Origin of the sequence: Bacteroides caccae (assembly GCF_002222615.2) — a bacterium.
In the GTDB taxonomy this organism is placed as follows: domain Bacteria; phylum Bacteroidota; class Bacteroidia; order Bacteroidales; family Bacteroidaceae; genus Bacteroides; species Bacteroides caccae.
The window spans coordinates 1,597,764-1,611,260 of sequence record NZ_CP022412.2 but is presented as its reverse complement, the minus strand read 5'-3'; the positions used below and the strand labels follow the sequence as shown (position 1 = coordinate 1,611,260).

General features: G+C 45.9%; 11 protein-coding genes. 8 read left to right on the top strand and 3 right to left on the bottom strand.

Going from position 1 to position 13,497, the window contains the following annotated elements; all coding sequences use genetic code 11:
• Nucleotides 1–259 precede the first annotated feature (259 nt).
• The 8 genes from recJ to dnaG all read left to right on the top strand — a co-directional run bounded on the left by recJ (nucleotide 260) and on the right by dnaG (nucleotide 11,494).
• Nucleotides 260–1,978 (top strand): single-stranded-DNA-specific exonuclease RecJ, encoded by a 1,719-nt coding sequence (gene recJ / locus CGC64_RS06400; RefSeq protein ID WP_005677064.1) that lies wholly within the window; start codon nucleotides 260–262, stop codon nucleotides 1,976–1,978.
• Nucleotides 1,971–3,875 (top strand): RecQ family ATP-dependent DNA helicase, encoded by a 1,905-nt coding sequence (locus tag CGC64_RS06395; RefSeq protein ID WP_022042307.1) that lies wholly within the window; start codon nucleotides 1,971–1,973, stop codon nucleotides 3,873–3,875. Before recJ ends, CGC64_RS06395 begins: the two co-directional genes overlap by 8 nt.
• A gap of 41 nt (nucleotides 3,876–3,916) precedes the next feature.
• Nucleotides 3,917–4,879 (top strand): tetratricopeptide repeat protein, encoded by a 963-nt coding sequence (locus tag CGC64_RS06390; protein ID WP_005677060.1) that lies wholly within the window; start codon nucleotides 3,917–3,919, stop codon nucleotides 4,877–4,879.
• 341 nt (nucleotides 4,880–5,220) lie between these two features.
• Entirely contained in the window at nucleotides 5,221–6,069 is an 849-nt protein-coding gene (locus CGC64_RS06380; RefSeq protein ID WP_005677059.1) for a prephenate dehydratase, read from the top strand.
• On the top strand, nucleotides 6,044–7,231 hold the full coding sequence (locus tag CGC64_RS06375) for a pyridoxal phosphate-dependent aminotransferase (protein ID WP_005677058.1): 1,188 nt from the start codon (nucleotides 6,044–6,046) through the stop codon (nucleotides 7,229–7,231). The genes CGC64_RS06380 and CGC64_RS06375 overlap by 26 nt, the downstream gene beginning before the upstream one ends.
• A gap of 4 nt (nucleotides 7,232–7,235) precedes the next feature.
• Nucleotides 7,236–8,297: a bifunctional 3-deoxy-7-phosphoheptulonate synthase/chorismate mutase type II gene (locus CGC64_RS06370; RefSeq protein ID WP_005677057.1), complete on the top strand. Its 1,062-nt coding sequence runs from the start codon at nucleotides 7,236–7,238 to the stop codon at nucleotides 8,295–8,297.
• Between the two features lie 205 nt (nucleotides 8,298–8,502).
• Nucleotides 8,503–9,276 carry a prephenate dehydrogenase gene (locus tag CGC64_RS06365; protein ID WP_005677055.1) on the top strand — a complete coding sequence of 258 codons (774 nt, stop codon included), beginning with the start codon at nucleotides 8,503–8,505 and terminating at the stop codon, nucleotides 9,274–9,276.
• Between the two features lie 115 nt (nucleotides 9,277–9,391).
• Nucleotides 9,392–11,494: a DNA primase gene (gene dnaG / locus CGC64_RS06360; protein ID WP_005677053.1), complete on the top strand. Its 2,103-nt coding sequence runs from the start codon at nucleotides 9,392–9,394 to the stop codon at nucleotides 11,492–11,494.
• A gap of 119 nt (nucleotides 11,495–11,613) precedes the next feature.
• On the opposite strand, the gene folE is transcribed toward dnaG, so the two are convergent.
• Genes folE through tpiA form a run of 3 tightly spaced genes read right to left on the bottom strand, consistent with a single transcriptional unit; the run spans nucleotide 11,614 to nucleotide 13,482 of the window.
• Complete coding sequence (folE, locus tag CGC64_RS06355) at nucleotides 11,614–12,207, bottom strand: GTP cyclohydrolase I FolE (protein WP_005677051.1); 594 nt, start codon at nucleotides 12,205–12,207, stop codon at nucleotides 11,614–11,616.
• Nucleotides 12,208–12,214: 7 nt separating this feature from the next.
• Nucleotides 12,215–12,664, bottom strand: coding sequence for an SPOR domain-containing protein (locus CGC64_RS06350; RefSeq protein WP_005677050.1), 450 nt, complete (start codon nucleotides 12,662–12,664; stop codon nucleotides 12,215–12,217).
• Nucleotides 12,665–12,723: 59 nt separating this feature from the next.
• A complete protein-coding gene (gene tpiA, locus CGC64_RS06345; RefSeq protein WP_005677049.1) occupies nucleotides 12,724–13,482 on the bottom strand; it encodes a triose-phosphate isomerase in 759 nt (252 codons plus the stop codon).
• Between the last annotated feature and the right edge of the window lie 15 nt (nucleotides 13,483–13,497).

Here is a 13,497-nt window from a genome sequence, read left to right as displayed (position 1 = left end):
GTTTATAGATTGATTCCTATACGAAAAAGTTCAATCCTTATCCAAGAGAAGTTTAGTCTTAATGCCGGAGAAGTCATCTATTAAAAAGCCACCGTAAACACTTAATGCCACCATTAGCAAACTTCCGATTTTCTATCCCCTTTGAAATATTTTCGTCATATCTACACTCACCTCCGGTTTTTTTCGTACTTTTACCCCTTGTTGGGAAGAAGTGCCTTTCTGACCCCTGAGAGCAGAAAAAGAAAAAACAATATATAAAATGAATCACAAATGGAATTATCAACCCATTACACCCGAACAGGCAGAGACAAGCCAGACATTGGCCCAGGAATTAGGGATTAGCCCGATACTTGGACAACTTTTGGTACAGCGGGGAATAACGAAGGCGGTTGACGCCAAGAAGTTTTTCCGCCCGCAATTGCCCGACCTGCACGATCCGTTCCTGATGAACGACATGGATATTGCAGTAGAACGTCTGAATAAGGCTATGGGAAAGAAAGAGCGTATTCTGATTTATGGAGATTATGATGTAGACGGAACTACCGCCGTAGCACTAGTCTACAAGTTTATCCAACAGTTCTATTCGAACTTGGATTATTACATACCCGACCGCTATAACGAAGGGTATGGCATTTCTAAAAAAGGAGTGGACTATGCCGCTGAAACCGGTGTAGGATTGATTATTGTACTCGATTGCGGCATCAAAGCAGTGGAGGAAATAACGTATGCCAAAGAGAAAGGTATTGATTTTATCATCTGTGACCACCACGTGCCGGATGACATCCTTCCTCCTGCCGTAGCCATCCTAAACGCCAAACGTCCGGACAATACGTATCCGTACACACACCTTTCGGGCTGCGGTGTCGGTTTCAAGTTCATGCAGGCATTTGCTATCAGCAACGGTATCGAGTTTCATCACTTGATTCCTCTGCTCGATCTGGTAGCGGTAAGTATCGCTTCGGACATCGTGCCGATTATGGGCGAGAACCGTATTCTTGCTTTTCACGGACTGAAACAGCTGAACAGTAATCCGAGTGTGGGAATGAAAGCAATTATTGACGTCTGCGGACTCTCCGAACGGGAAATCACTGTCAGCGATATCGTGTTCAAAATCGGACCGCGCATCAATGCTTCGGGACGTATCCAGAATGGAAAAGAAGCTGTCGACCTGCTCACGGAGAAAGATTTCTCGGTTGCACTGGAGAAAGCAGGACAAATCAACCAGTACAACGAAACCCGCAAGGACCTCGACAAGAGCATGACGGAAGAAGCCAACAACATTGTCGCCAATCTGGAAGGGTTGGCCGAACGGCGTTCTATCGTTCTCTACAATGAAGAATGGCACAAAGGGGTGATCGGCATCGTAGCTTCCCGCCTGACAGAAGTTTATTATCGTCCCGCCGTTGTACTGACACGGACAGATGACATGGCAACTGGTTCGGCACGCTCCGTTTCCGGTTTTGATGTTTATAAGGCGATCGAACATTGCCGCGACTTGCTTGAGAACTTCGGAGGGCATACATACGCTGCCGGATTATCCATGAAAGTAGAGAATGTGGAGGCTTTCACCAAGCGGTTCGAGGACTTCGTTTCGCAGCATATCCTGCCCGAACAGACCAGTGCGGTAATCGACATCGATGCTGAAATTGATTTCAGGGATATTACGCCCAGGTTCTTCAGTGACCTGAAGAAGTTCAATCCTTTCGGCCCGGACAATATGAAGCCGATTTTCTGTACGCATCATGTATATGACTACGGTACAAGCAAAGTGGTGGGACGCGACCAGGAACATATCAAATTGGAACTGGTTGACAACAAGTCGAACAATGTAATGAACGGTATCGCATTCGGACAAAGTTCGCACGTGCGCTATATCAAGACAAAGCGCTCCTTCGACATTTGTTACACCATTGAAGAAAACACGCACAAGCGTGGCGAAGTCCAACTTCAAATCGAAGATATAAAGCCGATTGAATAAGTATCAGGAGATATTAAAACAATATTGGGGATATGACTCCTTCCGCGACTTGCAGGAGGAGATCATCACCAGTATAGGCGAAGGTAAGGACACGCTGGGGTTAATGCCGACCGGAGGTGGTAAATCTATCACATTCCAGGTGCCCGCTCTCGCCCAGAGTGGACTTTGTATTGTCATTACACCCCTCATCGCCCTGATGAAAGACCAGGTGCAGAATCTGCGCAAACGCGGAATCAAAGCGCTCGCCATATATTCCGGCATGACACGTCAGGAGATTGTCACTGCGCTGGAAAACTGTATCTTCGGCGACTATAAGTTCCTTTATATCTCTCCGGAACGGCTGGATACGGAAATATTCCGTATCAAACTTCGTTCAATGAAGGTCTCCATGATTACGGTAGACGAAAGCCACTGTATCTCACAATGGGGGTATGATTTCCGTCCGGCTTACCTGAAGATAGCAGAAATACGGGAACTGCTGCCGGGTGTTCCGGTGCTGGCACTAACGGCAACGGCTACTCCGGAAGTCGTAAAAGATATTCAGTCACGGCTGAACTTTCGCGAAGAGAATGTTTTCCGTATGAGTTTCGAACGGAAGAATCTGGCATATATCGTCCGCAAAACGGACAATAAGACGGGAGAACTGCTACATATCCTGAAAAGGATAGACGGCAGCGCAATTATCTATGTCCGCAACAGGAGACGCACCAAAGAAATCACCGAATTATTAATGCAGGAAGGCATTACCGCCGACTTCTATCATGCCGGACTGGACAATGCCGTAAAAGACCTCCGGCAGAAACGCTGGCAAAACGGAGAAATCCGCGTCATGGTAGCCACCAACGCTTTCGGCATGGGCATCGACAAGCCTGATGTCCGTATCGTACTGCATATCGACCTTCCCGACTCTCCCGAAGCGTACTTTCAAGAAGCCGGACGGGCAGGAAGGGACGGGCTGAAAGCCTATGCCGTTATCCTGTATGCCAAATCCGACAAAATGACATTGCACAAACGGGTGGCGGACACTTTCCCCGAAAAAGAATATATCCTCCAGGTATACGAACATCTGCAATATTACTACCAAATGGCCATGGGTGACGGATTCCAATGTATCCGTGAGTTCAACCTGGAAGAATTTTGCAGGAAGTTCAAATACTTCCCCGTGCCGGTGGACAGTGCGTTGAAAATACTGACGCAAGCCGGCTATCTGGAGTATACGGACGAACAGGACAATGCTTCCCGCATTCTTTTTACAATCCGGCGGGACGAGCTGTATAAACTACGGGAAATGGGTACGGAAGCGGAAACTCTGATACAGACCATTCTCCGTTCCTACACGGGAGTATTTACCGATTATGCTTATATCAGCGAAGACACACTGGCTATCCGCACCGGATTGACACGCCAGCAAATTTATAATATATTGGTGACACTGACCAAACGCCGTATCGTAGATTATATCCCGCACAAAAAGACACCTTATATAATATACACGCGCGAGCGGCTGGAACTACGTTACCTGCACATTCCGGCTTCTGTCTACGAAGAGCGCAAAGCCCGGTACGAAGCACGTATCAAAGCCATGGAAGAATATGTCACTTCCGAAAGCGTTTGCCGGAGCCGGATGTTGCTTCGTTATTTCGGAGAAAAAAATGAGCATAACTGCAAGCAATGCGACGTCTGTCTGAATCGTCACGAAACGGACTGCCTGCCCGAAGACTCTTTCAGAGAAATGAGAAAACAAATCCTGGAACTGCTTGCCCGGAAAAGTTTGCCCCCTGCCGGAATAGCGAATGCCATTGAAGCAGAAAGAGAAGATATCAGCCGGGTAATCCAATATTTATTGGAAGAAGGTGAGTTGAAGATGCAGGACGGAATGTTACATATATCAAAATAAGTTATTACATTTGCAGATAAACTCAAAAACAACATATCATCATGCCGAACTTTTTTAAATCTTTCTTCTCCGGAAAGTCAGAAACACCGGAAAGTGAAAAACAGAAAAACGACCGGAAAAGATTCGAGATCTTCAAATATGACGGTCTGCGTGCACAACGTATGGGACGTCCGGATTACGCAGTAAAATGTTTCACAGAGGCCCTTGCTATCGAAGAAGATTTCGAGACAATGGGTTATCTCAGCCAGCTTTATATCCAGACGGGCGAAACCGAAAAGGCCCGCGAACTGCTGGAAAAAATGGCAATCATGGAACCTCATGTGACAAACACATTCCTGACATTGGCCAATGTGTGCTTCATACAGGAGGACTACAAAGCAATGGAAGAAGCTGCCAGCAAAGCGATCGCTATCGAGGAGGGAAATGCAGTGGCACACTATCTGTTAGGCAAAGCCCGTAAAGGACAGGACGACGACCTAATGACGATTGCCCACCTGACAAAAGCGATTGCCTTGAAAGATGATTTCATCGAAGCCCGCCTGATGCGTGCGGAAGCATTGCTGAAAATGAAGCAATATAAAGAAACAATGGAAGACATTGACGCCGTACTGGCACAGAACCCGGAAGAAGAAACCGCTATCCTCCTGCGCGGCAAAGTGAAAGAAGCCAACGGACAGGAAGAAGAAGCAGAAGCCGACTACCAACTTGTAACAGAAGTGAATCCTTTCAACGAACAGGCATATCTCTACCTGGGACAACTTTTCATCAACCAGAAGAAGTTGACAGAAGCTATCAGTCTGTTCGACGAAGCAATCGAACTGAACCCCAACTTTGCAGAAGCATACAAAGAACGCGGCCGCGCCAAACTGCTGAATGGAGATAAAGACGGTTCTGTAGAAGATATGAAGAGGTCATTGGAACTGAATCCGAAAGATGAGGCCAGCCTGAACGGAGAATTCAAGAACCTCGGCCCAAAACAGGAAGCATTGCCGGGAATCTTCTGATTGGCGGAAGTCATTCAACCCGTTCCGACAGAGGGTATCCCATGTCTTTTTCATTCTTTTTTGCAGAGAAAACAAAAAAAGTATCGCTTTTTGTTTGCGTTTAGCAGAAAAGTATTACTTTTGCCCCAGAATTAGAAACCAAAGCAAAAAACAAAGACTCGTATGAGATCATTTACTTATGCATATTACTTCTTTTTTTACTTTTACTTTAGCCAGAAAGTAGAGCGGGAGTTTGTATGTATCAAGTGACATGATGCTTAAGGACTGAATAAGAGAAATCAATCATATGAATCCCGCTCCAATATGGACGCGGGATTTTTTTATATAATACATTTATAACAATGAAAAAAATAGCAATTCAAGGAACACTCGGCTCATATCACGATATCGCCGCACACAAGTACTTCGAGGGAGAAGAAATAGAATTAATCTGTTGTGCCAGTTTCGAAGACGTGTTTACCTCGATACGTAAAGACAGTCAGGTTATCGGAATGCTAGCCATAGAGAATACGATTGCAGGCAGCTTGCTGCACAACAACGAGTTGTTGAGACAAAGCGGTACACAAATTATCGGTGAATACAAACTGCGCATCTCGCACAGCTTCGTCTGCCTGCCCGATGAAAGTTGGGAAGACCTGACGGAAGTCAACTCCCACCCTATCGCCCTGATGCAGTGCCGTGATTTCCTGAACCAGCACCCACAACTAAAAGTAGTGGAAGGTGAAGATACGGCACGTAGCGCAGAGGCTATCAAGAACGGAAATCTGAAAGGACACGCCGCTATCTGCTCCAAGATAGCCGCCGAACGTTATGGAATGAAAGTCCTTCAAGAAGGTATCGAAACAAATAAGCATAACTTTACCCGTTTTCTAGTCGTTGCCGACCCGTGGCAAGTGGACGAGCTCCGCCAGCACCGTACAAACACGATCAATAAGGCGAACATGGTATTCACACTGCCGCACTCGGAAGGCAGCTTGTCACAAGTGTTGTCTATCCTGTCGTTTTACAACATCAACCTCACTAAGATACAGTCGTTGCCGATTATCGGACGGGAATGGGAATACCAGTTTTATGTGGACGTAGCTTTCAACGACTATCTGAGATACAAACAATCGATCGCAGCAATCACTCCATTAACCAAAGAACTTAAAATATTAGGCGAATATGCAGAAGGTAAATCAAACGTATAAGATCGCTCCCGCCGACAGACTGGCAAGTGTAAGCGAATACTACTTCTCTAAGAAACTGAAAGAAGTAGCACAAATGAATGCGGAAGGAAAAGACGTGATAAGTCTGGGTATCGGAAGCCCTGATATGCCACCTTCGGAAAAGACAATCGAAACATTGTGCAATAATGCCCACGACCCGAACGGACACGGTTACCAACCGTATGTAGGTATCCCCGAACTTCGCAAAGGTTTCGCAGCATGGTATCAACGCTGGTATGGAGTCGACCTGAACCCGAACACGGAAATACAACCTTTAATCGGCTCGAAGGAAGGAATCCTCCATGTCACACTGGCTTTCGTCAATCCGGGAGAACAGGTATTGGTACCGAACCCGGGATATCCCACTTATACTTCTTTGAGCAAGATACTCGGCGCGGAAGTTATCAACTACGACCTGAAAGAGGAAGATGGCTGGATGCCCGATTTCGAAACTCTGGAGAATATGGATTTGGGCCGCGTAAAGTTGATGTGGACCAATTACCCGAATATGCCGACAGGCGCAAACGCCACTCCGGAACTGTATGAACGTCTCGTTGACTTTGCCCGCCGGAAGAATCTCGTGATTGTCAACGACAATCCGTACAGCTTTATCCTAAACGAAAAGCCAATTAGTATTCTGAGCGTGCCGGGAGCTAAAGAATGTTGTATTGAATTCAATTCCATGAGCAAAAGCCACAATATGCCGGGCTGGCGTATCGGAATGTTAGCGTCAAATCCCGAATTCGTACAATGGATATTGAAAGTGAAAAGCAACATCGACAGTGGAATGTTCCGCGCCATGCAACTGGCGGCTGCAACCGCCCTGGAAGCCGAAGCCGACTGGTACGACGGAAACAACCGGAACTACCGGAACCGCCGTCACCTTGCCGGTGAAATAATGAAAGCACTCGGTTGCACCTACGATGAGAAACAAGTCGGTATGTTTCTCTGGGGCAAGATACCCGATTCCTGCAAGGATGTGGAAGAACTGACGGAGAAAGTATTGCATGAAGCGAGAGTGTTCATCACACCGGGATTTATCTTCGGCAGCAACGGAGCAAGATATATCCGTATCTCGCTCTGCTGCAAAGACAATAAGTTAGCAGAAGCACTGGAAAGAATTAAAAGAATAAAAAACAAATAAGAATATGGAACTCGAATCAATTTTATTACCGGGCATAGAAGCCAAAAGACCAATCGTCATCGCCGGCCCATGTAGCGCAGAGACTGAAGAACAAGTAATGGATACCGCCAGACAACTGGCAGCCAAAGGACAGAAAATATTCCGTGCCGGAATCTGGAAACCACGTACCAAACCGGGAGGTTTCGAAGGAATCGGTGTAGAGGGTCTTGCCTGGTTGAAAGAAGTGAAGAAGGAAACAGGAATGTATGTTTCTACTGAAGTAGCTACTGCCAAGCACGTTTACGAATGCCTGAAAGCCGGAATCGATATTCTTTGGGTAGGCGCACGTACCACTGCCAACCCTTTCGCCGTACAGGAAATCGCCGATGCATTGAAAGGTGTTGATATCCCGGTATTGGTCAAGAATCCCGTGAATCCGGATCTTGAGCTGTGGATCGGAGCTTTGGAACGTATCAGCAATGCAGGTCTGAAACGTCTGGGTGCTATCCACCGCGGTTTCAGCAGCTACGATAAAAAGATATACCGCAACCTCCCCCAATGGCACATTCCTATCGAATTGCGCCGCCGCATTCCTAATCTGCCTATCTTCTGCGATCCGAGCCATATCGGAGGAAAGCGTGAATTGATAGCCCCGCTTTGCCAGCAGGCTATGGACCTGAACTTCGACGGTCTGATTGTGGAAAGTCACTGTAACCCGGATTGCGCATGGAGCGACGCTTCACAACAAGTGACCCCGGACGTACTCGACTACATCCTCAATTTACTGGTTATCCGCACCGAAACCCAGACTACCGAAAGCTTGTCCCAACTTCGTAAGCAAATCGATGAATGCGATGATAACATCATTCAGGAATTAGCAAAAAGAATGCGCATCGCCCGCGAAATCGGTACTTACAAGAAAGAACACGGAATCACCGTTCTCCAGGCCGGACGTTATAATGAGATTCTTGAAAAGCGCGGTGCACAAGGTGAACAATGCGGCATGGATGCAGAGTTTATGAAAAAAATATTTGAAGCAATCCATGAAGAATCTGTTCGTCAACAAATGGAAATTATTAATAAATAATCAGGTAATAAACTGAAGCTTCGTAAGCTTTCTGCATAGCTTCTCCTCCTTCGGGAAGGAGGAGTACCCGTAGGGGGAGGTGGTAGGAAAATAATGAATATACCTTTTTAAAAGAAAAATATACCTCATCCCTACCGGTACCCTTCCCTCTGAGAGAGAAAGCCATACGGAAGGCAGTATATGCGAAACTTTAATAAATAAGAATATGAGAATATTAATCCTCGGAGCCGGCAAAATGGGCTCCTTCTTTACTGACATATTGAGCTTTCAACATGAGACGGCCGTATTCGACGTCAACCCGCACCAACTGCGTTTCGTCTATAACACGTATCGTTTCACCACATTGGAGGAGATTAAGGAATTTGAGCCCGAACTGGTCATAAATGCCGTGACAGTAAAGTATACGTTGGACGCTTTTCGCAAAGTGCTGCCCGTACTGCCTAAAGACTGCATCATTAGTGATATTGCCTCTGTAAAAACAGGACTGAAGAAGTTCTACGAAGAAAGCGGCTTCCGATATGTATCCAGTCACCCGATGTTTGGCCCGACTTTCGCCAGCCTTAGCAACCTAAGCAGCGAAAATGCCATTATCATCAGTGAAGGAGACCACCTCGGAAAGATATTCTTCAAAGACCTGTATCAGACATTGCGACTGAACATCTTCGAATATACTTTCGATGAACACGATGAAACGGTAGCCTACTCCCTGTCTATCCCGTTCGTTTCGACTTTCGTATTCGCGGCGGTTATGAAACATCAGGAAGCACCGGGAACTACTTTCAAAAAACACATGGCCATTGCCAAAGGACTGCTCAGCGAAGACGACTACCTGCTTCAGGAAATCCTGTTCAACCCGCGCACTCCGGGCCAAGTAACCAATATCCGGACAGAGCTGAAGAACCTTCTCGAAATCATTGAGAATAAAGATGCGGAAGGCATGAAAAAGTATCTGACGAAGATCCGGGAAAAGATTAAATAATCCCCGGCCGATATAGGTAAGATTTAACGGTCCCCTGCAAAAAAGTTCTTTGCAGGGGATTTTTTTATGTGTACCTTTGTATCCGCAAAAACGGATTCACAGGAGAAAAGAAAGAATGATAGATCAAGCTACCATAGACCGGATATTGGATGCGGCACAGATTATGGATGTCGTTTCAGATTTTGTCACCCTGCGCAAGCGCGGTGTCAATTATGTTGGTTTGTGCCCGTTCCACAGTGACAAAACTCCTTCCTTTTATGTTTCACCCGCTAAAGGACTCTGCAAATGTTTCGCCTGCGGACAAGGGGGCAACGCCGTGCACTTTATCATGGCGCACGAACAGATGTCTTATCCGGAGGCACTGAGATACCTTGCCAAGAAGTATAATATCGAAATTAAAGAAAGAGAGTTGAGCGATGAAGAGAAGCTGGTGCAAAGTGAGCGCGAGAGTCTGTTCATTGTCAATAACTTCGCCCGCGACTATTTTCAGAATATACTGAAGAACCACGTAGACGGTCGCAGTATCGGTATGGCTTACTTTCGCAACCGCGGTTTCCGGGATGATATCATCGAGAAATTCCAGTTGGGATATTGTACCGAGAGCCACGATGCACTTGCCAAGGAAGCGCTACAAAAAGGATATAAGAAAGAATATCTGGTAAAAACCGGACTCTGCTACGAAACCGACGACCACCGTTTGCGGGACCGTTTCTGGGGACGTGTCATTTTCCCTGTCCACACTCTCTCCGGCAAAGTAGTTGCCTTCGGTGGACGTGTGCTTGCCAGTGCCACAAAAGGCGTAAAAGTTAAGTACGTCAACTCTCCCGAATCGGAAATCTATCATAAAAGTAACGAATTATACGGCATTTATTTTGCCAAACAGGCGATTGTGAAACAAGACCGTTGTTTTCTTGTGGAAGGATATACAGATGTCATTTCCATGCATCAGTCCGGCATAGAGAATGTGGTCGCTTCTTCAGGAACTGCTCTTACACCGGGACAAATCCGCATGATTCACCGTTTCACCAACAACATGACCGTACTTTACGACGGTGACGCAGCAGGTATCAAGGCTTCTATCCGCGGCATTGATATGCTCCTTGAAGAAGGAATGAACATCAAAGTCTGCCTTCTTCCCGACGGTGACGACCCGGACTCTTTTGCCCGCAAACATAACTCCACGGAGTTTCAAGCCTTCATTGCAGAACATGAAACTGACTTTATCCGTTTTAAAACCAACTTATTACTGGAAGATGCAGGAAAAGACCCGATCAAACGTGCAGAGCTTATCGGCAATCTGGTGCAAAGCATCTCCGTCATACCGGAAGCGATTGTACGCGACGTCTATATCAAAGAATGTGCGCAGCTGCTGCACATAGAAGATAAATTACTGGTATCGGAAGTAGCCAAAAGACGGGAAACGCAAGCGGAGAAACGAGCTGAACAAACAGAACGTGACCGCCGTATCGCTGAAAGAACGGCTAACATGACACAAGGCGGTGCAACTGCATCTCCCTCTTCCGACAACGGCATACCTATGCCTCCTGAAGATGTCATGCTAGCTCCCGAAGTAGATGGCGACGGTAACTATCTGAACGTTCCACCTGCCCTGCAAGAAGACAATTACGCTTCTTTCATCCCACAGGAAGGTAAAGAGGGACAGGAGTTCTATAAATTTGAACGGTTGATTTTACAAGCCGTGGTCCGTTACGGAGAAAAGATTATGTGTAACCTAACAGATGAGGAAGGGAATGAAGTTCCGGTAACCGTAATTGAATATGTTATCAACGATTTAAAGGAAGACGATCTGGCTTTCCACAACCCGTTGCACCGGCAAATCCTGTCGGAGGCTGCCGCACATATACATAATGTCGGATTCGTAGCGGAACGATATTTTCTGGCACATCCCGATCCTGTCATCAGCAAATTGAGCGTAGACCTGATTAATGTCCGCTATCAACTTAGCAAATACCACTCCAAGTCCCAGAAGATTGTGACAGATGAAGAACGGCTCTACGAACTGGTTCCGATGTTGATGATTAATTTCAAATATGCTATTGTCACGGAAGAATTAAAACACATGCTTTATGCCTTGCAGGATCCGGCTCTTGCACATGACGAAGAAAAATGTAATGCGTTAATGATACGTTATAATGACTTGAGAGGGATACAAAGTATTATGGCAAAACGTTTGGGAGACAGAGTCGTATTGCGATAAATTATTTTCGTCGCCATATGTGCGGTAGCCTCCGACAGGAAGCATCTCCTTTATCAAAACCAAATACCTTTTCTCATTGATGCCGGAGCATAACTTTATCCATTTCACGGCAACTTCCCCTATAATGTTGTTCCGTGTTGGATAAGATTCATAAATTCTTCACGCGTCTTTGCCTGGTTGAAAGCCCCTGTGAAGTCAGAAGTAGTAGTAATTGAGTTTTGTTTTTCCACACCACGCATTTGCATACACATATGTTTAGCCTCCACTACCACCATTACCCCCAGCGGGTTTAATGTTTCCTGGATGCATTCCTTGATTTGCAACGTCATACGTTCCTGCACTTGCAAGCGGTGAGAAAAGATATCGACTACACGAGCAATCTTACTCAGCCCGGTGATGTAGCCGTTGGGAATATAAGCCACGTGTGCCTTTCCGTAGAACGGCAGCATGTGATGCTCGCAAAGAGAGAAGAAATCAATGTCCTTCACAATCACCATTTGACTGTATTCTTCCTGAAATTTAGCAGAACGGAGCACCTCGTGAGGGTCCATGTGATAACCTTTTGTCAAACTCAACATTGCTTTAGCCACCCGTTCCGGAGTTTTCAACAAACCTTCCCGTTCGGCGTCTTCGCCCAACAAGGTAATAATACTGTGATAATGACTTTTCAACTCCTCCAGATTTGGAGAGACAATTTCTTCTTTTCCTAACATGATAGATTTATAAAGGAATATTAACCTCGTCTTTTACAATAGAAACTTCTTTAAACACACCAGTAGCTTTCATTTTGCGCATCATCGCGTCAGCTTCTTCTATACTCCGGAAATCACCCACACGACAAAGCCAACGGGGCGGATTGAACGACGTATACACTGCCAGCTCCGGGAAATACACTTTTACCTGTGATGACACACGATAAGCATCATTCTTTGCTTGACGAGTATTGTTACCGGCATACGCCTGTATCCGGAAGCCGGAACCCTTCATGACTTTCTGTTCACCGGTTGCAAGACGTTCCATACCAATCATCGCTTCAATGCGGGGATCTTGGTGAATGGTCACCTTTCCTTGTCCCGGAACGTTACGTTCGAGGCTTTTCACAATGTTCTGTGCCTGTGCACTGGCGCCAGCCAAAACAAACAGCAAGATAAGTAAAGCTAGTTTCTTCATTTGATAATTGTATTTAGGCACGGACTATATAATTCGCCCGTGCCCGAAATAAGTTTTAATTACGCGTTGAAAGCATCAATGATTCCCTTGAAATCAGATACTTTAAGAGCGGCACCACCAATCAGACCACCATCTACGTCAGGGTTAGAGAACAGTTCTTTAGCGTTGGAAGGCTTGCAGCTACCACCATAAAGGATAGAAGTGTTGTCAGCGATTTCCTTACCATATTTATTAGCTACGATTGAACGGATGAAAGCATGGATTTCCTGTGCTTGTTCCGGAGTAGCAGTTTTTCCTGTACCGATTGCCCAAACAGGTTCGTAAGCCAAGATAATCTTAGAGAAGTCTTCAGCAGACAAAGAGAATACAGATTCCATTTGAGCAGCTACTACTTCGTTCTGCTTGTTAGCTTCGCGTTCTTCCAATACTTCACCGATACAGAAAATCGGAGTCAGACCGTTAGCCAAAGCCAATTTTACTTTTTCTTCGAGGATAGCTACTGTTTCGCCATAGTAAGCACGGCGTTCAGAGTGACCCAGGATTACATATTTTGCACCTGTAGAAGCGACCATCTCAGCAGAAACTTCACCTGTATAAGCACCAGATGCTTTATCTGCACAGTTTTCAGCGCCTACACCAATCTTGGCAGCGTCTACCAACGGAGTAACAGAAGCCAGGTGGATAAACGGAGTACAGATGATTACATCACAGTTAGGCTTTTCATTAGCCAATGCTTCGTTCAGTTCTTTTGCCAAAGCGATACCCTCTTGAAGGGTTTTGTTCATTTTCCAGTTTCCTGCAACAATGTTCTTTCTCATTTTGTTTTTTATTTA

Bases quoted from the DNA above. Each gene is read 5' to 3' on its own strand.
- recJ (WP_005677064.1), top strand. From the start codon at position 260: ATGAATCACAAATGGAATTATCAACCCATTACACCCGAACAGGCAGAG.
- CGC64_RS06390 (WP_005677060.1), top strand. From the start codon at position 3,917: ATGCCGAACTTTTTTAAATCTTTCTTCTCCGGAAAGTCAGAAACACCG.
- CGC64_RS06380 (WP_005677059.1), top strand. From the start codon at position 5,221: ATGAAAAAAATAGCAATTCAAGGAACACTCGGCTCATATCACGATATC.
- CGC64_RS06375 (WP_005677058.1), top strand. From the start codon at position 6,044: ATGCAGAAGGTAAATCAAACGTATAAGATCGCTCCCGCCGACAGACTG.
- CGC64_RS06370 (WP_005677057.1), top strand. From the start codon at position 7,236: ATGGAACTCGAATCAATTTTATTACCGGGCATAGAAGCCAAAAGACCA.
- CGC64_RS06365 (WP_005677055.1), top strand. From the start codon at position 8,503: ATGAGAATATTAATCCTCGGAGCCGGCAAAATGGGCTCCTTCTTTACT.
- dnaG (WP_005677053.1), top strand. From the start codon at position 9,392: ATGATAGATCAAGCTACCATAGACCGGATATTGGATGCGGCACAGATT.
- folE (WP_005677051.1), bottom strand. From the start codon at position 12,207: ATGTTAGGAAAAGAAGAAATTGTCTCTCCAAATCTGGAGGAGTTGAAA.
- CGC64_RS06350 (WP_005677050.1), bottom strand. From the start codon at position 12,664: ATGAAGAAACTAGCTTTACTTATCTTGCTGTTTGTTTTGGCTGGCGCC.
- tpiA (WP_005677049.1), bottom strand. From the start codon at position 13,482: ATGAGAAAGAACATTGTTGCAGGAAACTGGAAAATGAACAAAACCCTT.